We start from the raw sequence: 21,755 nt of genomic DNA, 5'->3' as shown, positions 1-21,755 counted from the left end.
AATGATTATTTTAGATCGAAGCTGCATAGTTTCGGAGTTTCATAGAATTATGGTACGGGTAGGCTAGGATGGCAATCACCGCTAGTAGAGCGAATGCGAGATTGAAGGCCATATGTTGCGACCATGTCAGCGAGTCTAATATTCCTCCACAAGAGCAGGGGACAAAGGAACTGTAGTTAAGCAGGATGTAAATGTATGCAGTGAACATCGACATCAGTATATATGCGGCAAACAACGCCGTCAATTTAAACCTTGGGATAAAAAGTAATAATGCGATCACTATTTCCAGTGAGGGCACCAACCAGGAAATCCAGTTTGCGAAAGCGCTTAGCATTGGAGATTGACCTAATTGCAGCATGAATGTTTTGTAATCAAGTAGTTTGCTCAATGCTGCATACACAAAAAGTAAGGTGTAAAGCGAGCAAACCAGGTCAGTAAATAGACGTGTTAACCTTTCTCGTTTTAACATGGAATCTCATTTTAATATTGGTAAAGTTCCGATTGCCAAAAATGGATTCAAGTTCAAATCGGGAAAAAAGAGGGTGCAAAATTGGACATTATGGGTGCCGCATCAAAATGCAGTATCTTCCCAACGTTTTACCGCCGAAGGCGTGTATCCGTATTTTTTCCGGAACGCTTTGGTAAAATTCCCATACGTGCCGAATCCAAGATCATTGGCGATTTTGTGCAACGGTATCGTGCTCTGCTCGATATATAAATGGGCGCGCTTTAATTTTTCAGCAAGGTAGAATTGGTAGATGCTAGTGCCGAACATCTTGCGAAATCCCTCTTTCAGGGTGTGATCATTCGTGCCGAACAGCCTGGCCAGCTCCCGCGTCGATGGCAGCTGACCGTCGAGGTTGTCAAAAATATAATGGTAGAGATTTTCAATACGAAGCCGTTCCTCGTTGACAGTGTTTTTGGGTACCACCGGTTCCATCATAAGAGCGTGGTGGCAGTTCACAAAAATCCCCATGATTACCGTCCGTCCGCTATTTCCCAATCGGGTTATCGAGCACAAGGCGGGACGAAGTGTTTTTTGTTGAGATACAAAAGTGATCTGGAATGTACCGGAGAAATACTTGCGCGCTACAATGTGCGCTTCCAATGCTGACCAAAAAGCTTTAGACTCGGTCGCGATCAGTTCGTAAAAGGGCATTTTCAATATGGAAAGTGTGTGAAATCCAATTTGCTCGGAGGCGCTTTCTATACGAAACTCTCGATCGAGTATGAATGTCAGTAATTCGAATTTAGATTCCGACTTACCAGAGCCGACGCTGTCGAACATTACAATAGTATTTGAATCGGACCAATCGTTGGACCGGCAGTCCTTAAACTGACGGCAGGCCGTTTCAAATAAACAACGCTCGAAACCTTCAATGGTGTGTATTGACCCTGAACGCGACATTGGTTTGCAAAGTTTTAAGTAAAGTTCATCAAAATAAAAAGGCTATTCGCAAATCGTCTTGTCAATTAGGGAAAAATTACGGGCAATTTGGGAGTGTTATTAATGCAATGGACGAAGTCAGCTATTATGGGAATGATAGTATGGCGGGGGCGATCTTGTGTCTGTTCGTCGTCTCGAAAAAAGGAAATGTGTTGATATTAAATTTTGTGTCAAAATGAAAAAAAAAGTACAGGTGACACAGATTTTGTGTCAAATATTTTTTTGCGAGAGTTTTGACACAAAATTGCAACGGGAGTTGCATTTGCGAAAGGTAAACAGAGCGGTAGTGCAAAAAAGTAGCACAAGTGGAAAAACTTGTGTAACGCGGTTACCTTCAATTCCAATTATTTTGCTTCCCAAATTAAATACCAACACCATGAAAAATACCAACGCTATATCCAGGCGAAAAGCGCTTACCGGAATGGGCGCCATCGTGGCCACAACGCTCGTGAACCCTGTTGCATCCGCTTCCGAGTTACCGGACAGTGACGATTTTGCCGCTGCCTTGCCCGATGACCCTACCTCAAAATATCCGCGTCCGCCGTTCAAGGAACAATCCCAGCCGTGGCCGGGCCTTGCGTCAAAAATGGAACCCAGGCCGGATCATGGCGAGAAGAGCTATAAAGGATCGGGCAGGCTCAAAGGGAGAAAGGCGCTTGTCACCGGTGGCGATTCGGGAATGGGTCGCGCCGCTGCCATTGCTTTTGCACGGGAAGGTGCCGATGTAGCCATCAATTATTATCCGACCGAAGAAGAGGATGCCAGAGAAGTCGTCCAGCTCATCAAGGCCGAAGGGCGAAAAGCCGTCGCGATTCCCGGTGACCTTCGCGATGAGGTTTTTTGCAAGCGACTGGTCGACGAGGCCGTGAAAGGGCTTGGCGGTCTTGACATTCTTGTAAACAATGCCGCGCGTCAGCAAACGCGTGAATCCATTCTCGACATATCGTCTGAAGATTTTGATGCCACGATGAAAACGAACGTGTACGCGCCTTTTTGGATCACCAAGGCCGCATTGCCACACTTGCGTCCCGGTGCGGCGATCATCGTGACGACTTCGGAGCAGGCCTACGACCCGTCGGCGGAACTGCACGATTATGCCCAGACAAAGGCTGCCAACATGAATTCCGTAAAATCTTTGGCCAAACAGTTAGGCCCTAAAGGCATACGGGTAAACGGCGTTGCACCAGGCCCGATCTGGACACCGCTACAGGTCAGCGGAGGCGCGACGATGGAGAAGCTCAAACAATTCGGAGGACAGACACCCATGGGCAGGCCGGGCCAACCCGTTGAACTCGCCTCGATTTATGTACAACTGGCCGCCCATGATGCCAGTTATGCCACCGGACAGATTTACGGAGCCAGCGGCGGCTCTGGTAATCCCTGATAAAACGCCTGGAAATTTCCGGGCTTTTTTTTTGGCTGGACAGTATTTTGCCGCCCGGGCAGTTGCGCTACGGAGTTGCGGCGGCTGACAAGATAAATGAGGTGCTTTGACGCGTTGTGAATATACCTGATTTCAGCGATTGTTTTTTGATTTTCAGTAGTTTACATTTGATAAAACCAAAAAACATTCAGTCATGGCAAAAGCTACACTAACTATTGAAGAACACGAATCGAAACCCAATCCGCGCATCGTTTTTTTAGAAAGCGAAACCGATGAAATCTTTATCGAAGCCGAAATCGGCAACGGCGATGCCGGCGGACATCAATTATTCGACGGCACCAAAAAAATCCACTCCGGCGCATTGATGCCAAAAATTTCGTTGGGATTGGCAGGCGCCCTGCAGGATAAGACGTACAAAGTGGTGCACAACGTTGTTAAATTAATGGGGCCACGGGCCATCGTTACCACAAAGTTCACGAACCAGGATGGCGTTCAGTTGAATGAGGATACAGAAGATAAGGGCAAATATTCCAGTGACGGATTCGCTCGCTTTAAGGGAGAATATCTGTTCAAATTAAAAATGCTGCTATGTCTTTTAGGTGTGACGAGCGCTCTTTGGGCACAGGGAACCGTCGAATTGAAGGACCTCGAAACACCCGCTTCTCCCGGACTCATCCTGCTTGACAAAACGCCGGAATCGATTGCCAAGCCGTCGACGCCCCAAGGTGTGAGCGCGAGTTTGCTCGGGATGCTCAGCAACGGAGGCGGTGCCCTTGAATTCGCCCCATACTGGCTTTTTGACCATCCGAAATTGACGGCCAAGAAAATCCTAGAAAACAACCAAGACTATGTTTGGAGGCATATTTCGGTGTCCGGGGCAACCCTCAAAGGTAACGATACGACAAGGGTCAGTGCCGGCCTGCGCGCCCGGTTGTTCGAGCATAGGAACAAGGATTCCATCGCAACGGCAACCGACTTGCTCAAAACAATCAATTCGCTGGCCGCCGAAGATTTGGATGGGAACAGCGAAAAAATCGCCGAACTACGGACGCGCTATCTGAACATACTGGAACATCCCATATTTTCGATCGATTTCGCAGCGGCGATCACGGGAATAACCAATAACCAGTCATTCGACGATGTGCTGCTTTCGCGTTGGGGCGTTTGGGTCAATTTCAATCGATATGTGAGCGAAAAAAATAGTTTTACAGGCATGATCCGCTATCTCGGCAATGAGATCCTCGATGGCTACCAGGAAAGCGTCAAGCTTGGCGATGTCGGTGTCCGCTATAATTATGAGGTCGAAAAATTCACATTGGGGCTCGAATACATACAGCGATTCAATCTTACCGTCGATTCAAAACCCGACTTCAGGCTGGCGGCAATAGGGAAGTACAAGATATTTGACAACGTATTCCTGTCCGCGACGTTCGGGAAGAACTTCAGCGAGGTGAACAATATCATCGCGTTAGGCGGGCTGAATTTTGGATTCGCGACTTCTGCGGTCAAAAAGTAAGCAGTTGTTTTTTCAAGTTGTTTACTGTTGTTACCAGTAAGCCATTCAGCAAATATGCCGTTGTAGTTTTTCCAACTGGCGGAGGAAAACAAATCGGTTTTAAGTGCGGATGAATTTTCCTGATCAAACAATGACCTTATTCACACCGCAACCAACCCGCTGGATTGGGTAACGGTAATACTTTCTTTGTTCCGGCGCTCACTTTCGCGAATATTTTTACGATGATGACATTACCCGGTGATTCGTGTTCTCAAGCGAATTATGCAAATAAAAGTGGGGATGTAAAAAAGGACGGTAGAGACAAAGTGGCTATTTTCGTCACATGAATACCAAAGATATCGCCATCATAGGAGGTGGCCCTGCGGCAATGTTTATGTTTAAGCGGATCGTCGAATCCGGGAACAACCAGGTCAGGGTTGCCATTTTTGAAAAAAACGATCGGCTCGGCGCGGGTCTTCCATACAGCGCGGCAGGCGCCAATCCGGAGCACGTCACCAATGTTTCGGCAAATGAAATCCCCGAAATTTACCAGGGGATGCTCGAATGGCTGCGCTCGGCTCCGGCATCCGTCCTGGAGCGATACGACATCGATCCACAAAATTTCAGCGCGTACAAAGTTTTTCCACGACTGTTGTTTGGGCGCTATCTATCGGACCAATTCGATATTTTTCTTGAAAAAGCGGCCCAAATAGGAATTAAAACAGACGTTCACCTCAACACAGCGGTGCACGATATCCTGCCCCAAAAGAAAGGTTTGTTCAAAATCGTAACGGATAAGGGCGACTTCGTGGCGACCGACACCATAATTTGCTCGGGACATTTCTGGCCACCGCATGTCTCATTGCCTTCGGGTTATTTCGACTCGCCTTATCCTCCTTCCAAACTCGCGCTTCAAATCAACCACACCGTAGGAATCAAAGGAGCGTCGCTGACCGCCATCGACGCCATACGCACGCTGTCGCGTCACAACGGTGAATTTTTCAAAGACGGAAACAGGTTGCGATATGCGGTCAATAAAGACTGCAACGACTTTAAGATGGTGCTGCACACAAGGAACGGTTTCCTGCCTGCCGTCCGGTTTCATTTGGAAGACCCGCACTTGTTCCGCCAGTCCGTACTGAGCGAAGCAGAAATCGCCGAACACCGCCAAAACAACAACAATTTCATCTCGCTTGACTTTGTCTTCGAAAAAAACTTCAAGGAATTGTTCAAGGACAAGGATCCTGGCTTCTATGCCCAGATAAAAGACCTCTCGCTGGAAGCGTTCGTAGACAAGATGATGGAACTTCGCGAGGCGCTCGATCCGTTCGTTTTGCTTGAAGCCGAGTACGAGCAGGCCGAAAAATCGATTCGTCGGAAAGAATCGATTCTTTGGAAAGAGCAGTTGGCCGTGCTGAGTTTCACACTGAATCCGCCAGCCAAATATTTTTGTGCCGAGGACATGCTGAGGCTCCAAAAAGTACTGATGCCGCTTATATCGCTAATCATCGCCTTTATTCCGCAAAGCTCCTGTCTGGAATTGCTGGCGCTGCACAAGTCGGGCCGGCTTGAGCTGATAGCGGTCGGGGAGGACGGAACCATCGAACCGGGTGAGCATTCGGGCGCCACCGTAACCTTTACGCAAAGCGACGGACGCGTGGTACGCCAGCATTACCAGACTTTCGTCGACTGTACCGGCCAGCCACATTTGCCCATCGAAGCCTTTCCGTTCAAAGGGTTGCTCGAGGCCGAATTACTTGCTCCGGCAACGGTGGAATTTGCAGATAAGGCAAATGCCGCCTCACGCGATAATGTACTCTACTACGCCGATAAAGCCTTTTTAAAAGTGCCGGGTGCGGCGATCAACGACCATTTTCAGGTAGCGGATATTTTCGGGGCGGCAATTCCCAATCTCTACATCATGGCCGTGCCGCATATCGGCGGCTATAACCCGGATTACAGTGGCCTCGACTTTTGCGAGTCGGCATCAGAAAAGGTAATCAAGACGCTTCTTCCGTCCTAGGTTCGGGATATTAAATAATGTCGCCAACACGATTTTGGTATTGGCTGACATGATCGTGGCTATTGGATGCAAAGCCGTATGTCCGAATCGCATTTATCCTGCCAGCATTTCCGGTTTAAGTGTAAGCGCTTTGCATTGTCGATTGCTAACTTGGAGTTCCGATACTATTTACGAACGATTAAAAACCGAATATATGTCAAATGCAAAATTCGCACTGATCACGGGTGCCACAAGTGGGATAGGTTATGAGCTTGCCAAACTCTTTGCCAGGGATAAGTACAATCTGATCATCGTCTCGAGAAACAAGGACGAACTGGATCGCAAAGCGGCCGAGTTTCGCAGCGAAGGAATCGAAGTGGTCACAATCGCAAAAGACCTGTTTCAGAAAGACCAGGTACAGGCGGTCATCGATGAGGTACAATCGAAAGGCATAATGGTCGATGTCCTCGTCAATAACGCGGGACAGGGCGCATATGGCTTGTTCCAGGACAATGAACTCGAGAGGGAGTTGGCGATCATCGACCTCAACATTGCAGCGACGGTCATCCTGACCAAACATTTCGTCACGGAAATGGTGGGGCGCAACAGCGGAAAAATCCTCAACGTAGCCTCGATCGCCGGTACGACACCCGGGCCTTGGCAAGCAGTCTACCACGCTACCAAAGCTTTCGTGTTATCGTTTACCGAAGGCTTGCGTTCGGAGTTGTCAACTACCGAAATTACCGTAACGGCCCTGCTTCCGGGTGTGACCGATACTGACTTTTTCAACAAGGCAGGCATGCTCTCGAGCAAGGTCGCCCAGGACAAGGATGCGATGGCCGATCCCGCTGACGTCGCCAAAGACGGCTATGAGGCGCTGATGTCCGGCTCAGACAAAGTGGTTTCAGGTTTAAAAAACAAGGTGCAGGTCGCCCTTGGAAACGTCACGCCGGCAACCATACAGGCCGAGCAACTCAAAAAAATGCAGGAGCCTGCCGAAAAAGATCAAAAGTGATATTCCCGTAAGAGATTTCGTTACAGAAATTTTTCAGACGAGCTTTAGTTTACGCACAATCAGCAACAGATATCAATCCCGGCATTTCGTCGGGATTTTTTTTATTGGAGCATTTCCTGGGCGCGAACAAGCGCTTTTTCCATATCGATACCCTTTTCCAGCGTCCCTTTGAAAAGATCACCCACCGACTTTACGCGCGCAACGGCGTTGGAAATGGTAAAATCGCTCATCTTCAACCCTGGCTTGACTTCACTCCAATCGAGCGGCATCGAAACGGTCGCCCCAATTTTCGGTCGCAGTGAATAGGGCCCGGCTATAGTGGCCCCGGGACGGTTTTGCAGAAAATCGAGATACATTTTCCCGCCCCGGTTTTTGATCTGGCGCTCGAGGCTCGTAAAATCGCTCAACTGGTTGTGGATCAGGGTAACGATGAGTTTGGCGAACATTTGAGATTGGTCGTACGAATACTTGGCACCGAGCGGGATGTAGATATGGATCCCGGTGGAGCCCGACGTCTTGGGATAGCCCGGAATGCCGATGGCGTCCAGGATTTTCCTGACTTCCTGCGCAACCTCGATTACTTGTTCGAATGTATTTTCGTCCGGGTCCAGATCGATTACGCAATAATCGGGATGGTCAGGGTGCTTTACGGTGCTGAACCACGGGTTCATTTCGATGCAGCCCAACGTGGCCATCCAGAGCAACGTATCTTCCTGGTCGCCTACCAGATATTCCTTGTCTTCCCCGTCACTGGTCGTATACGGGAAGGTCTTTGCCCAGTCGGGTGCCTTGTCTTTTACGTCTTTCTGGTAGAAACTCTTGCCGTGGATGCCGCCGGGAAAACGGTTCAGCGACAACGGCCGGTCTTTGAGATACGGCAGGATATAGTCGGCAATTTGGTAGTAATAATTAAAAAGGTCGCGTTTGGTAAAACCGTCTTCGGGCCAGTACACTTTACTCAGGTTGGTGAATTTGAGATCGTGTCCGTTGATTTTCCTGACCTGGGTTTCTTCTTTCGGATTCAGCAGCGTCCTCCGTCCGGCATCGTTCGGGGCCGTTACCAGCTTTTTGGCCTGGGCGGAAGCCTTTGTTTTTTTTGTTCCGGTCCCTTTTTCGACAGGGACGGCCGTTTCCAGGACGACTTCTTTGGCTTTCTTGTCGCTCCGCATGCCTTCGAACGACGGATGCCTGAAAACGCCATCGGAGGTAATTTCGGTAAAACTGACCTCACAGACCAGTTCGGGCTTGAGCCAGGTAGCGGTCGCTTTAGGCGGATTCGGTCGGAAGCGCGACGGTTTGTTGATGTCCGGCACGACCTCGAACGGATTCTTATCGGTAACCAATTCCCGGAACTTTTCCATCATCTCGCGTTGCATCTTAGCGTTGAAACCCGTACCCACCTTACCGACGTATTGCAGTTTCTTTCCCTCGTAAACGCCGAGCAGCAGCGAACTGAACATTTTGTTGCTTCCTTCGTTGATCGTAAACCCGCCTATGACGACTTCCTGTCGCTGGTTGGCCTTGATCTTGAGCCAGGCTTTCGACCGATTGTCGGGCAGATACTTCGAATCGGATTTTTTGGCCATGATGCCTTCGAGCCCCATTTTTTTGGCAGCCTCGAAGAAATCGTGTCCATTCGTATCGAATACTTTGCTGATCCGGACGCGATCGTCACCTGTCGGCAAAATGGCCGCCAGAATAGCCTGACGTTCGGAAAGCGGCAATTCCATCGTATTTTTCCCGTCGTACCACAAAATGTCGAACGCATAAAAGACCAAATCGCCGTCGGCCTCGCTGCGCCAGTTTTGGAGCGCCCCGAAATCGGCTTTGCCTTCTTTCCCGATGACCAAAACTTCCCCGTCGAGCACCACATTGATCGTCCATTTCGACATCAATTCCGTTATCGGGTAAAATTTCTCGCTGAACGATTTATTGTTGCGGGAGGAAAGTTCGACCTGTCCGTTTTGTACGTAGGCAAAGGCGCGATAACCGTCCCACTTGACCTCATAGCGCCAGTCGGGATTTTCGAAAGGGGCCTCGGTAAGGGTCGCCAGCATGGGTTTGATACCGGTCGGCATTTTCGCATCAGTCGCTCCTTTCAACAGCGAAGCGAGGTTGCTTTGAAGCGATTTGGCCTTTGTTGAGCTATTGTCCATCCGATGCTGGTTTCATGTTCCGTTTTTCCAGGTCACTCGTTGCCGGGCCGTTGAGCACACAGCCTTTCGTATCGAATCGCGAACCGTGGCAAGGGCAGTCGAAACTTTTTTCGTCATTGTTCCACCTTACGATACAACCCAGGTGAGGACAAACGGCACTGAACACCTCAAGCGTACCGTCATCGTTGCGATAGGCCGCCTTTTTGTCAAGCCTGCCACCGATTACCGCACCTTGTCCCGGAGCGATTTGTTCGGCATCCTGGAGGTCCTCTTTCGAAAACCAATCCGCATATTGTTTGGCTACGTTGGCCTGCTCGGAGATAAAATCTTTCGCGGTCGAAAGGGATATACGGGAAGGATCATACAGTTTTTCGTACGGATTTGGGTTGCCGACAATCAGGTCCGTAATCAATTTTCCCGCAATCGTGCCATGCGTAATGCCATTTCCCGAATCTCCGGTTGCGATATACACGTTGTCGTTTCCGGGATTTCGCCCGATGAAAGCGAGGCAGTCAACGGGTTCCATAACCTGTCCGGACCAGCGGTAACGGACATCTTCGATTAGAGGGAAATAGCCGCGTGTCCAGGCTTCAAGCTTGGTGTAACGATCTTCTTCGGGCAGGTTTTCGGACGCTGCCTGTCCGGTTTTGTGGTCTTCGCCTCCTGAGATAAGCAGGTCGTATGCGTCGTCGAGAGGTTCCAAACGGACGTAGTGATAGGGAAAGCTGGTCCATTTCGATTCCTGGTCTCCCGTGTCCCACCACAACGCATACGGCAATGCGCCTTTCTTGATGCGGGCGCCGATGACGTAGCTTCGATATGGGGCCTGCTTGGTGTGCATCGCGAAAATGTCGTTGCTGGGACTGTTGGTAGCCACGACGATTTGGTCGGCAGCGACATCGAATCCGTTGACTTTCGCGCCTTTCGACGTGATGTCGGTCGCCTTGCTTTGCGTGTAAATCTTGCCGCCGAGCCTTTCTACGGCCCGGGCGAGTCCATTCAAATAGTGCATCGCGTGGAATTGCGCCTGGGAAGGAAACCGGATCGCGCGGTTTTCCGGAACTTCGTCTATCCCTGGCGGAACTGCCCAGTCGGTCGGAATTCCCGCTCGTTGCGTCGCCTCGAATTCCTTGTCGAGGTTTTTGGCCGGATCGGTTTCGTGTCGGAACAGAAAACCGTCGATATGCATGAAATTGCAGTCGATACCTTCCTGGCTTACGATCGCTTCGATTTGGCGGATCGCCTCGGTATGGCTTTCGGCTGCGAGTCTAGCGTCTTCCTTGCTGAAGATGCGTTCGATGTCGTAGTAGCGGTCGTCGAGGGCACACGTAATATGAGCGGTGGTTCGGCCGGTTTCCCCACTGCCTGCGTTCCCGTCGTCGACAATTACGACGCGCTTGCCGGCTTTCAGGAGGTAATAAGCAGTCGTAAGTCCGGAAATTCCGGCCCCGACGACCAACACTTCCGTGACGACATGGGCTGAAATCGATCCAAACGCCAAGGATGGTGCCGTCTCAGTCCAATACGATTGGTGAAGGCCGGCGGTCTTGTTACTGTCAAAAGGTGGATTCGTTTGCATGTGTCTTCGGTTATAGTTACTTGTTGTGCTTGGCTTTGAGGTAATCAGTAAGCACTTTTCGGTCGTTCGATCCCGTTGCGCGTATCGCTCCGGAAACAGCCTGGCTTGAAACTCCGAGCTTTTCTTTGAAATATTGGATTTCGTAGTTTTCCGAACCGCTCACTTTGTTGCGATCCGCCTTACCGGTTTTTGATTTGTTGTCTGCCATGATATCGTGTTTTTTAATTGTCGAAAAATGTCCGCTTTCGCGATGCGGCCTATTGGCTAAAGTTCGCCATTGTTCGCGGCTGTATACTTACAACGTGCCGCTATTTCCGTGCAGAATTTCGTTTGGCAACCTCGGCATCTTCTCCATTGAAAAACACGAATTCTTGTCGGTTTTGTATGGATATTGTCCAATTGCGCGACATCGGGATCCAAGTCAAGCTGTAGGCGATGGCGTCGGTTCGATCGGGTTGGGAAGCCCTTATTGAAAATTTGTCGGCATCGGATGCGGCTATCCGCCGGGCAAATCTTAACTTTGGGGAAAAAGCAAAACATGGCGCAACCAGACTTCACCGCCCATGACGAACTAGCCGTCAATACCCTGAGATTCCTATCGACAGATATGGTCCAAAAAGCAAACTCCGGACATCCCGGATTACCCTTGGGCGCCGCGCCTATGGCGTATGTGCTCTGGAGCCGTTTTTTGAAATTCAACCCTGGTGATCCTTCGTGGCCAGATCGCGACCGCTTCATCCTGTCGGCGGGGCATGGCTCGGCATTGCTTTACAGCCTGTTGCACCTCTACGGCTATGACCTTCCGATGGAGGAGTTGCGCAATTTTCGGCAATTAGGGTCCAAAACGCCGGGTCATCCGGAATCTACGCTTGCCCCGGGGATCGAGGTCACGACCGGACCACTGGGCCAGGGTTTTGCCAATGGCGTAGGAGAGGCGATCGCCGAGGCTTTTCTCGCTGAACAATACGGGAAGGAAATCATCGATCATTATACCTATGCGATCGTAAGCGACGGCGACCTTATGGAAGGGATCGCATCGGAAGCGGCCTCTCTTGCCGGCCACCTCAAATTAGGGAAATTGATCTACCTCTACGACGACAACCTGATTTCGCTCGACGGCCCGACCAGTCTTGCCTTTACGGAAAGCGTAACGCAGCGGTTCGATGCTTACGGCTGGCATACGATCACGGTAGAAGACGGCAACGATCTGGCTTCAATCGAAAACGCGATCCGCGCGGCTCAGCAGGAAACCCAAAAACCGACGCTGATTTCCGTCAAGACGATCATCGGTTTCGGAAGTCCGCTACAGGGAACCAACAAAGTCCACGGCAATCCGTTGGGAGAGGAAAATCTCAAAAAGACCAAGGAACATTTCGCTTGGGATGCCAATGCGACGTTTTATATTCCCGACGAAGCCAAAGCACTTTTCGACAGTCACGTCGAAGCAAAAATGCAAAAATACGAGGATTGGCAGTCTGAATTCGACGCCTATTCCAAAGCGAATCCCGAAAAAGCAAACGCATTCCAAACCAGTTTAGATGGCGAGCTTCCGCAAGGTTGGGACGCCGGTTTCCCGACTTTCGAGTCAGGAGAGTCACTGGCGACGCGCGAAGCTTCCGGCAAGGTACTCGAGGCCATCAGGAAGAACGTGCCTTGGGTCATTGGCGGTTCTGCGGACCTGGCGAGCTCGAACAGCACACCGGGCAAAGGCGAAGACAGCTTCCAGGCCGGACATTACGGCAACAGCAATATCTGGTTCGGCGTTCGCGAACACGCCATGGGCGGCATCCTAAACGGAATGGCGGCACACGGCGGCATTCGGGCTTACGGCGGCACATTCCTGACTTTTTCAGATTATATGCGCGGGGCTATCCGACTGGCGGCCTTGACAGAAGCGCCCGTGACCTACATTTTTACCCACGACAGCATCGGGCTTGGAGAAGACGGGCCGACACACCAACCGGTGGAACACGTCACGGCTTTAAGGGCCATTCCAAACCTGACGGTGATACGTCCGGCCGACGCCAACGAAACCGCAGCTGCCTGGCGAGTCGCGGTGCATCGCAAAAAAGGGCCGGTCGCATTGATCCTGACGCGACAAAAGCTTCCGGTTATCGACCAGGAAAAATTCGCATCGGCTTCCCAACTTTCCAAAGGCGGCTATATCTTGCGCGATTCGGAAAAGTCTCCCGAAATCATATTGATCGCTACGGGTTCCGAAGTGCAGCTCGTCCTTTCGGCCCAGGAAAAACTGCAACAGGATGGAATTTCGGCCCGTGTCGTCAGCCTGCCGAGTTTTGAACTTTTCGAACTGCAATCGAAAGCCTACCGGGAAAGTGTTTTGCCGCCGTCCATCCAAAAGCGTCTGGCGGTTGAAGCCGGAGTGACGCAGGCCTGGTACAAATATGTTTCGACGCAGGGCGATGTTATCGGCATTGACCGTTTTGGGGAATCCGGGCCCGGAGACGAAGTTTTGGAACACTTCGGGTTTACGGCCGAGAACGTGTACAAAAGAGCCAAGGCATTACTCAATAATTGACCATGAAGATAGGGATCGCCTCCGACCACGCAGGATTCGAACAGAAACAAACGGTTCTCAAAGAACTTTTGGACGCGGGATTTGATGTCAAAGATTACGGTGCGTTTTCTTATGACGCCCAGGACGACTATCCTGACATCATCATACCGTTGGCCACTGCCGTTGCTTCGGGAGAAGTGGCGAAAGGGATCGCCATCTGCGGAAGCGGCGTAGGCGTTTCGGTCGCGGCAAATAAATTCAAGGGTGTCCGCGCAGCCTTGATAACCGAAACCTATTCGGCCCACCAAGGTGTCGAGCACGACGATTTGAACCTGATCTGCCTCGGCGGACGGGTTTTGGGCGCGGCTTTGATTTCCGAACTTATCCGAACCTTTCTCCACGCGAAATACGACGGAGGCGAGCGCTTCCAACGCAGATTGGACAAGGTGATCGCCTTAGAAAACAAACACAATAATAATACATAACACATATCACATGAATCAATACGATTTTGGGACGGTAGGCCTCGGCGTAATGGGAAGCAATATCCTGTTGAATGTCGCCGACCACGGTTTTTCCGCCGCAGGACTCGATCTGAATCCCGAAAAGGCCGCGCTGTTCGAGGCCGCCGCACAACCGGGTCAATCCGTTTTTGGTACGATCTCACCCGAAGCTTTCGCCCAGTCGCTGACGACGCCCCGGGCCATCATGCTGCTTGTCCCGGCAGGCGTTCCCGTAGACATGGCCATAGAGAGCCTGTTGCCACACCTTGAAACGGGCGATATCGTCATCGACGGTGGCAATTCTTATTTTACCGACACCAACCGCCGATTTATGGCCTTAAAAGAGAAAGGCATCCATTTTTTCGGGATGGGAATCTCAGGAGGCGAAAGCGGTGCTCGTTTTGGCCCAAGCATGATGCCGGGTGGCGACAAACAGGCTTATGAAAGACTGCGTCCGATTTTCGAGGCGATAGCCGCAAAAGTCAACGGAGAGCCGTGCGTGGCCTACCTCGGAAACGGCTCGGCAGGGAATTACGTCAAAATGGTGCACAACGGTATCGAATATGCGATCATGCAACTCATTTCCGAAACCTATGACCTGCTCAAGCGTGGATTGGGAGCCGATGATGAACAGATCCAACAGCTTTTTGCTGATTGGAACCAAGGCGAACTTCAATCGTTCCTGATCGAAATTACAGCGGAAATCCTCAAATTCAAAGATGAGGAAACCGGTAGTTTGCTGGTTCACGTCATCTCCGACTGGGCGCGCTCCAAAGGAACAGGAAAATGGACGTCCCAAAACGCGATGGACTTACAGGTTGCCGTTCCTTCGATAGACGCTGCCGTGAGCATGCGAAATCTTTCGGCCCACAAACAAGAGCGATTGCTGGCTTCCCAATTGTTGCAAAACGCGGCATCCGACGACACAAAGACGGATCTCGAACCGATTTTCCGGTCGCTGCAGGAGGCGTATTATTTTGCGATGATCACCATTTACGCACAAGGTTTGGCGCAATTGGCTGCCGCCTCGAAAGAATACCTGTACGAAATCGACCTGCAGGAAGTCACCAAGATCTGGCGCGGCGGCTGTATTATCCGGGCGGCTTGCCTCGAGAGCTTCCGCAAAGCTTTTAGCGACAACCCTGGATTGCAGAATATTTTGCTGGATTCCGATATCGCAAAGACGCTTCTCGATCGCCAGGACGCGGCGCGCACGATTGCAAAACTCGCCATCGACAAAGGCATACCGGCTCCGGTCTTGCTGTCATCACTGAGTTATTTCGACGGATACCGCAGCGCCGTCCTTCCGACGAACCTGATCCAGGCGCAACGCGATTTTTTTGGTGCCCATACTTACGAACGCACCGATAAGGAAGGTTTCTTCCACACCATTTGGGAGTAACCACAATATCTTAAACCAACAAACACGACAATGCCTTCCGCTAAACACACCAATCCTACCATCATCGTCATTTTTGGCGGTACAGGAGACCTTGCCAACCGAAAACTGATTCCGGCTTTCTACAATTTATTCCTCGACGGCTGGATGAACGAGAAATTTGCCCTTATCGGACTCGGGCGCACCAAATTGAAAGATTCCGATTATGCCGATCATTTGTTGGAAAGCCTTGGCAAATTTTCACGAAAGGGCAAGCCGGATCCCGAAAAATGGGCACAATTCGAAAAATCGGTGAGCTATTTCGTATCCGATATCAACGACCTGGAATCGTACAAGGCGCTCGCCATGAAAATGGACGCCATCGACAAGGAATGGGGCATGAGGGCCGAACGGCTGTTCTATCTTTCGGTATCGCCCCAATTCATCGAAACCGCCAGCGTCAACATCAAGAAGGCAAAACTCGCCGACCATCCCAAAACCGACAGGATCATCATTGAGAAGCCGTTCGGGCACAACAAACAGACGGCGATCGAACTCAATAAATTGCTCGTCAAGACCTTCGAAGAGCAACAAATTTACCGTATTGACCATTATCTCGGCAAGGAAACGGTCCAGAACATCCTCGCGTTCCGGTTTGCCAATACGCTATTCGAACCGCTTTGGAACCGCAACTACATCGATTATGTCCAGATTACGGTTGCCGAAGAAGTAGGCGTGGAGGAACGCGGCGGCTATTACGAGGGAGCCGGAGCCTTGCGCGACATGATACAGAACCATTTGTTGCAGATCTTGTGCATGGTCGCAATGGAACCGCCGGTTTCGTTCGACGCCGAAGAAATCCGGAACAGGAAAGTGGATGTGTTGAGGGCGGTTCGCCGCATACGTCCCGAGGAAGTGCATCGCTATGCCGTACGCGGCCAGTATGACGCCGGTTGGGTGCAGGGCAACAAGGTAAAGGGTTACCGAGAGGAGTCACAGGTTGACGAATATTCCAATACGGAAACATTCGCGGCGATCAAATTTTATCTCGACAACTGGCGCTGGCAGGATGTTCCGTTTTATTTGCGCACCGGGAAAAGGATGCAGGAGAAGATATCGTCGATCACGATCCAGTTCCGTCCCGTGCCTCACTCCACGTTTTCGAAAACCCAGGAAGACAGCCTTATGGCAAACCGATTGACGATCAACATCCAGCCGTCGATGGATATCAGGCTGAGGTTCATGTCCAAAAAGCACGGGTTGGAAATGAACCTGAATCCGGCGGAAATGATCTTTGACTACGACAATTGTTCGACCCAGACGCCCGAAGCCTATGAAACCCTTTTACAGGATGCCATGCAGGGAGACACGACGCTTTTCATGCGTTCCGACCAGGTTGTGGAAGCCTGGGACGTGATCACGCCGATCCTCGAAGCGTGGGAGAGCCGCGATTCGCTGGACTTCCCGAACTACGCTGCCGGAACATGGGGGCCGGAGAGTGCCGAAGCCCTGATTGCCAGGCAAGGACACGTTTGGTCGCTTAATGCGCATACGACGCAAAAAAAACAAAAATAAGATGATCCGTATATTTGAAAACCCTTTGCAATTGAGCCAGGCGGCAGCCGAAATTTTTATCGAAGCCTCACAGCGAGCCATGGCAAATAAAGGAAAGTTTACCGTGGCGCTGACGGGTGGCTCCTCACCGGCGAAGTTGTACGAACTGCTATCTGATGCCGACCATGTTGAAAAAGTAGATTGGCAAAACACATTTGTCTTTTGGGGAGATGAGCGTTGGGTTCCGATAGAAGACCAAAAAAGCAATGCCGGAATGGCCAATGCGCTGCTGCTGGACAAGGTGGGGATCCCAAAAGAAAACGTCTTCCCGATGTGGAACGCAAAACTCGAACCTGCTCAGCAAGCCGGGCAATACGAAAACCTGTTGCGCGAACATTTGGGACCTTCGGGCGAATTCGACCTCATCCTTTCCGGAATGGGCGATGACGGCCACACGGCCTCTTTATTTCCCGGGACCGAGGTGCTGCACGAGAAAACCAAATGGGTCGCCGCTTACTATCTCGAGCCCCAGCAAATGTTCCGGATCACGCTTACCGCGCCATTGCTCAACAAGGCCAGGCAAAACGTGGTGATGGCTTTCGGAGCCAATAAGGCGCATGCGTTGGGTCAAGTCATTTCCGGTGATCGCGACCCGGAGCGTTATCCGTCCCAACTTTTGCAACCTGTCTCGGGCGAACTGATCTGGCTTGTCGACGAAGCCGCCGCTGCGCAATTGCCGCCGGATGTGGAGGCGAACGGATAACAATATTTCAGTTTGGACGGTAGCCGCCTGATCTAAGGTCAGACCTTCTTCAAACCCTCTTTTTGCGCCACTTCCCGCCTGAGCCCGCTACTTGAAAAACGGTGGTCGCGCCTGTTGTAGACAAGGGTTATCCCAGAGGCTTCACAGTATTTTCTGCCGGTGAAATCCTTGTCTTTATATTCGTCGCCAAGAATGCGGATGTTGACGTGGAGTAATTTCAGGATGTCTTCGAGGTCCGCTTCGGTGGCATAGGGAATGATTTCGTCTACGTACTTGCAGCCTTTGAGCTGGATATAGCGCTCTACGACAGATTGCGTCGGCTTGTTCTTTTCAGGTCGGTCGATCGTAGGATCGGTCTGCAATCCCACAATGAGGTAGTCGCACATCGACCTGGCCTCGCGCAACATCTGGACGTGTCCGGCATGGAGGAGGTCAAATGTGCTGAAGGTGATTCCGGTAATTGTCTTGGTCAGTTCCATTCGTATCAATTTTTGTGTTTGCAGACGCGTTTTGGTCTTCGGGATAGTGTGACTGTTGATGTCCGATCATTTTCTGCATAAGAAGGATCGTCTTGAGCGACCCTTCGTGCGGAATACGGTTTTTATTGCGGTCGAGATCGTAAATGCCGCAGTCGAAATACACCGACAGATCGTCCCAATCGGGCCGGTCGATCACAGGATAAATGCACATTCCAAGCAAGGGAACACCGGCCCGGATGGCCTTGTGGCATTCGGCCAGGATTTCCGACAGCCATTCGACGCGCCCGATCCCGAAATGGCCCGTTTCGGAAAGGAACATCGGTTTTTGGTATCGGGCGTAAGCCAGGCCAAGCAACTGGGATAGATCCGTGCGACGGTTGAAACTTTCCTCGGGCCAGGGCAGCGATCCCGTCCCGATTTCCCACTGGCAATTCCAATAATAGTTGAAGCCCAATATGTCGAGGTAATCTTCGCTTCCGCCAAGTTCGGGACAAATGCGGCCCGCGATGATATCCATGGCCTGGAATTGGTGCTCGTTCATCTCGAAAACCTCAAGGGCGTCCTGACCCAGGGTTCCATGGATCTTGACGAGCGGCTCCACGAGTACGATGCGGCAATCCGGAACCGTTTCCTTCAACGCCCGAATCCCTAAAATGGCAGCTTTCGCCAAGTGGTATTTCATGTCCCAGCCGCTGTTCACCGCGAAAGGCACCGTGCCCCGCGCATCGCCCGAATGCCAAGACAGAAAACTGATTTCGTTTATGGGAACTACAAACAGTTGCTGTTGTGAAAACGCCGAATGAAAATCCGCGAAAGCGATGCACAATTGCTCGAAACGGTCGCAAAAATGCGGATGGGTAGGGTAGAGGCCGTCCGGATAACCGAAATGGATCAGGTCCCAGATTTGCTGAATGCCGTGTTTTTCGGCGCAACTCATACGGTTTCCGACTTCCGAGAAATCGAAAAGCCCCGGAGCAAGTTCGACAGCGCTCCAGCAAATGCCTTCGCGAACTACGTTGATCCCCAATTTGGTCAGGGCAATGTAATCGTCTTCGACGCGCAGGTCGTGCTGGGTTTCCTTTAGCAAATTGATGCGGTCACCCGATCGGTTGACGTGGTCGGCGCATTCGAAGCCGCCCATCAGGAATGATTTGAAAATCGCCATCAGACAGCTGTTTTTAGGGTCGTCGGAATCTCGGTCATCGTCGGTTCAAGCGACTCGAACAATTCCAGTGCATTCTTGAAGGCCTGGTCCATATTGAAATATTTGTAGTTGGCCAGTCGTCCGACGAAATGTACGTCGGTCAGCTTTTCCGCCTCTTCCCTGTATTTCGAATAGATTTCCTGGTTGCGCGGATTCGGAACCGGATAGTAGGGCTCGCCTTCGTCCACGGTAAATTCCTTGACGACGGTGGTGCGATCGGATATTTGGTTGCCGAAGTGCTTGTATTCGATGATCCGGGTGAAGTCGACTTCGGTCCCCGGATAATTCACAACCGAGTTCTCCTGGTAGAATTCCACATCGTGCATTTCCGTTACGAAATTGATCGAGCGGTATTCGAGCTTTTCAACCAAACTGTGCTTGAATTCGAAATAGCGGTCGACCGGGCCGGTGTAAAACAATTTCTCATAGCCTTGAATCGTATCGCGTACGTCGAAGAAATCCGTGTCGAGGCAAACCTCGATATTCTCGTGGGAAAGCATATTCTCGAACAGTTGGGTGTATCCGCCTTTGGGCAGCGCCTGGTATTTGTCCGAAAAGTAGCGGTCGTCGTAGTCCTGTCGCACGGGAATGCGCTCGAGCACTGAGGCGTCGAGCTCCGCAGGATATTTGTCCCACTGCTTTTTCGTGTAATGCTTGAACATTTTCTCGTACAATTCCACACCGACGCGGTTGAGCACGGCTTCTTCCCCGTTTGAGGGTTTCTCGAAAGCCACGCGGTTCGCTTCGAGCCATTCCGCCATTTCCGCTTTGTTGGAGATCGAGGTTCCGAAAAGCGTGTTTACAGTAGTAATGTTGACCGGGATCGGCACCGTCTTGTCGCCAACGCGCGCGATGACCTTGTGTTCCCAATCGTACCAATTTGAAAAGCGGTTGACATATTCCCAGACTTCCTCAAAATTCGTGTGGAAAAGGTGGGCGCCGTATTTCGAAACCAGGATGTTGTTCGCGTCCATGAAATCATAGCAATTTCCCGCGATGTGGTCTCTCTTTTCAACGATAAGTACTTTTTTGCCAAGATTCGCATAGCGCTCGGCAAGCACGGCTCCGGAAATTCCGGCTCCGATGATCAATATGTCGCAATGTTTCATGAGGCGAACGTTTTGATGATGGACTGCATTTTGGCAACCGTAGCGTCCCATGAGGTATTGTCGAGGATCTCGCGGTATTGGGAAATGGTCGAAAGTTGGTCCTGTGTGGCCAGCAAATTCGAGATGTGCTTGCTGAATTCATCGGCGTCGTCTGCGAACTTTACGCATTCGCTGTAATCGCGCAGAACATCCGTAATACGCGTGGAGATGATCGCTTTTCCGGCGGCCATGTATTCGAGTGTCTTGGTCGGGCTGATGAATTTGGTGGCATCGTTGAGTGCGAACGGCATCATGGCGATATCGAAGCCTTTGAGGTAGTTCGGAAGTTCCACATAGCTTTTCATGCCGGTGTAGTGGATGTTGGCCTCCTTGGGAAGGTCGTGTTGGCTTATCTTGGCCAGTGGTCCGATCATCACAAACGAAACTTCGGGCATTTTGCGGGCCGTCTCGGCAATCATCTCAAGATCGATACGTTCGTCGATCACGCCGAAATAACCCACGACAGGTTTGGGTAAATTGGAAATGTCGGCAGGGATTTCGATTCCGTTAAGGGCCGTGGCAAAGTGCGCCTCGTCTACAGAACTGGGAAAACAATACACATTGTCGTGCATCTCGCGCTTGGATTCGAACAAGGATTTCCCACCTGTGAACACGATGTCGGCATTCGAGAGCAGGTATTTTTCCTGGTCGATGATGAGTTGCGGCGCGTCTTTGAACAACGCGAGTTCATCCATGCAGTCATACACCACCGTATCGAACTTCAACGCCGACAGCAACGGGCTGAACGCTGCAGAATAAAACCATCCGACAGGAATGCTGCCGTTTTTCACGTAATCTTTCAGGACCTCGGCAATCGCTTCTATATCGCGCACTTTGGGCTGAAGGATATGCAGGTTGGGATTGACCTCGGTAAAGATCGCCGTTGCCTCATCCTCGTTATTAAAGCCAACGGGCTCTTCTACCATAAGGATTTTCATCGATTTTGAAAAGCGGCTTATGATGTGTTGCGGACGTTGGTAAACGAATTGCCATCTGAGGTGGCAAAACACAACCATGTCGTAATATTGCTGTTGCTCGACTTCCTCTTTGGGCATAACGGCGCCATCGCCTTGCTTGGTTGAAGTATTCTTTTCCATATTGAAACTGTTGGGATTTTAGAACGTCAAAGG

Annotated in this window: 18 protein-coding genes; 9 read left to right on the top strand and 9 right to left on the bottom strand. The window is 50.9% G+C overall.

What is annotated here, in order from left to right; all coding sequences use genetic code 11:
* Positions 1 to 10: 10 nt before the first annotated feature.
* A complete protein-coding gene (locus tag HC229_RS16755; protein ID WP_408610240.1) occupies positions 11 to 469 on the bottom strand; it encodes a MauE/DoxX family redox-associated membrane protein in 459 nt (152 codons plus the stop codon).
* 102 nt (positions 470 to 571) lie between these two features.
* Positions 572 to 1,408, bottom strand: a complete 837-nt coding sequence (locus HC229_RS02130) for a helix-turn-helix transcriptional regulator (RefSeq protein ID WP_191018783.1) — start codon at positions 1,406 to 1,408, stop codon at positions 572 to 574.
* 415 nt (positions 1,409 to 1,823) lie between these two features.
* Between HC229_RS02130 and HC229_RS02125 the strand changes: the two genes are divergently transcribed.
* The 4 genes from HC229_RS02125 (at position 1,824) to HC229_RS02110 (ending at position 7,343) form a co-directional block, all read left to right on the top strand.
* Complete coding sequence (locus tag HC229_RS02125; protein WP_191018782.1) at positions 1,824 to 2,831, top strand: SDR family oxidoreductase; 1,008 nt, start codon at positions 1,824 to 1,826, stop codon at positions 2,829 to 2,831.
* A gap of 193 nt (positions 2,832 to 3,024) precedes the next feature.
* Positions 3,025 to 4,347, top strand: coding sequence for a hypothetical protein (locus tag HC229_RS02120; RefSeq protein WP_191018781.1), 1,323 nt, complete (start codon positions 3,025 to 3,027; stop codon positions 4,345 to 4,347).
* A gap of 322 nt (positions 4,348 to 4,669) precedes the next feature.
* Positions 4,670 to 6,349 (top strand): FAD/NAD(P)-binding protein, encoded by a 1,680-nt coding sequence (locus HC229_RS02115; protein ID WP_191018780.1) that lies wholly within the window; start codon positions 4,670 to 4,672, stop codon positions 6,347 to 6,349.
* 193 nt (positions 6,350 to 6,542) lie between these two features.
* Positions 6,543 to 7,343, top strand: coding sequence for an SDR family NAD(P)-dependent oxidoreductase (locus HC229_RS02110; RefSeq protein WP_191018779.1), 801 nt, complete (start codon positions 6,543 to 6,545; stop codon positions 7,341 to 7,343).
* A 101-nt stretch (positions 7,344 to 7,444) separates the two neighbouring features.
* On the opposite strand, the gene ligD is transcribed toward HC229_RS02110, so the two are convergent.
* From ligD to HC229_RS02095, 3 genes are read right to left on the bottom strand one after another with little or no spacing between them, the layout of a single operon-like run.
* Positions 7,445 to 9,499: a DNA ligase D gene (gene ligD, locus HC229_RS02105; protein ID WP_191018778.1), complete on the bottom strand. Its 2,055-nt coding sequence runs from the start codon at positions 9,497 to 9,499 to the stop codon at positions 7,445 to 7,447.
* A complete protein-coding gene (locus tag HC229_RS02100; RefSeq protein WP_191018777.1) occupies positions 9,489 to 11,078 on the bottom strand; it encodes an FAD-dependent oxidoreductase in 1,590 nt (529 codons plus the stop codon). The genes ligD and HC229_RS02100 overlap by 11 nt, the downstream gene beginning before the upstream one ends.
* A 16-nt stretch (positions 11,079 to 11,094) precedes the next feature.
* Entirely contained in the window at positions 11,095 to 11,286 is a 192-nt protein-coding gene (locus HC229_RS02095; RefSeq protein WP_191018776.1) for a DUF3606 domain-containing protein, read from the bottom strand.
* A gap of 330 nt (positions 11,287 to 11,616) precedes the next feature.
* Here HC229_RS02095 and tkt point away from each other — a divergent pair, with 330 nt between their 5' ends.
* From tkt to pgl, 5 genes are read left to right on the top strand one after another with little or no spacing between them, the layout of a single operon-like run.
* Positions 11,617 to 13,617, top strand: coding sequence for a transketolase (tkt, locus tag HC229_RS02090; protein ID WP_191018775.1), 2,001 nt, complete (start codon positions 11,617 to 11,619; stop codon positions 13,615 to 13,617).
* 2 nt (positions 13,618 to 13,619) lie between these two features.
* Positions 13,620 to 14,081 (top strand): RpiB/LacA/LacB family sugar-phosphate isomerase, encoded by a 462-nt coding sequence (locus tag HC229_RS02085; protein ID WP_191018774.1) that lies wholly within the window; start codon positions 13,620 to 13,622, stop codon positions 14,079 to 14,081.
* A gap of 10 nt (positions 14,082 to 14,091) precedes the next feature.
* Positions 14,092 to 15,501 (top strand): NADP-dependent phosphogluconate dehydrogenase, encoded by a 1,410-nt coding sequence (gene gndA / locus HC229_RS02080; RefSeq protein WP_191018773.1) that lies wholly within the window; start codon positions 14,092 to 14,094, stop codon positions 15,499 to 15,501.
* 30 nt (positions 15,502 to 15,531) lie between these two features.
* A complete protein-coding gene (gene zwf, locus HC229_RS02075; protein WP_191018772.1) occupies positions 15,532 to 17,052 on the top strand; it encodes a glucose-6-phosphate dehydrogenase in 1,521 nt (506 codons plus the stop codon).
* A gap of 1 nt (position 17,053) precedes the next feature.
* Positions 17,054 to 17,794, top strand: a complete 741-nt coding sequence (gene pgl / locus HC229_RS02070; protein ID WP_191018771.1) for a 6-phosphogluconolactonase — start codon at positions 17,054 to 17,056, stop codon at positions 17,792 to 17,794.
* Positions 17,795 to 17,832: 38 nt separating this feature from the next.
* Here pgl and HC229_RS02065 read toward each other — a convergent pair whose 3' ends face one another.
* From HC229_RS02065 to HC229_RS02050, 4 genes are read right to left on the bottom strand one after another with little or no spacing between them, the layout of a single operon-like run.
* Positions 17,833 to 18,273, bottom strand: a complete 441-nt coding sequence (locus tag HC229_RS02065) for an adenylyltransferase/cytidyltransferase family protein (RefSeq protein ID WP_191018770.1) — start codon at positions 18,271 to 18,273, stop codon at positions 17,833 to 17,835.
* Entirely contained in the window at positions 18,227 to 19,438 is a 1,212-nt protein-coding gene (locus tag HC229_RS02060; protein ID WP_191018769.1) for a glycoside hydrolase family 1 protein, read from the bottom strand. Before HC229_RS02060 ends, HC229_RS02065 begins: the two co-directional genes overlap by 47 nt.
* Positions 19,438 to 20,586, bottom strand: a complete 1,149-nt coding sequence (gene glf, locus HC229_RS02055; protein ID WP_191018768.1) for a UDP-galactopyranose mutase — start codon at positions 20,584 to 20,586, stop codon at positions 19,438 to 19,440. The genes HC229_RS02060 and glf overlap by 1 nt, the downstream gene beginning before the upstream one ends.
* A complete protein-coding gene (locus HC229_RS02050) occupies positions 20,583 to 21,722 on the bottom strand; it encodes a glycosyltransferase (RefSeq protein ID WP_191018767.1) in 1,140 nt (379 codons plus the stop codon). The genes glf and HC229_RS02050 overlap by 4 nt, the downstream gene beginning before the upstream one ends.
* Positions 21,723 to 21,755: the final 33 nt, after the last annotated feature.

This window comes from Flavobacterium selenitireducens (assembly GCF_014748335.1).
In the GTDB taxonomy this organism is placed as follows: Bacteria; Bacteroidota; Bacteroidia; order Flavobacteriales; family Flavobacteriaceae; genus Flavobacterium; species Flavobacterium selenitireducens.
The sequence above is the reverse complement of the archived record's forward strand: the minus strand, read 5'-3'. Positions and strand labels throughout refer to the sequence as shown.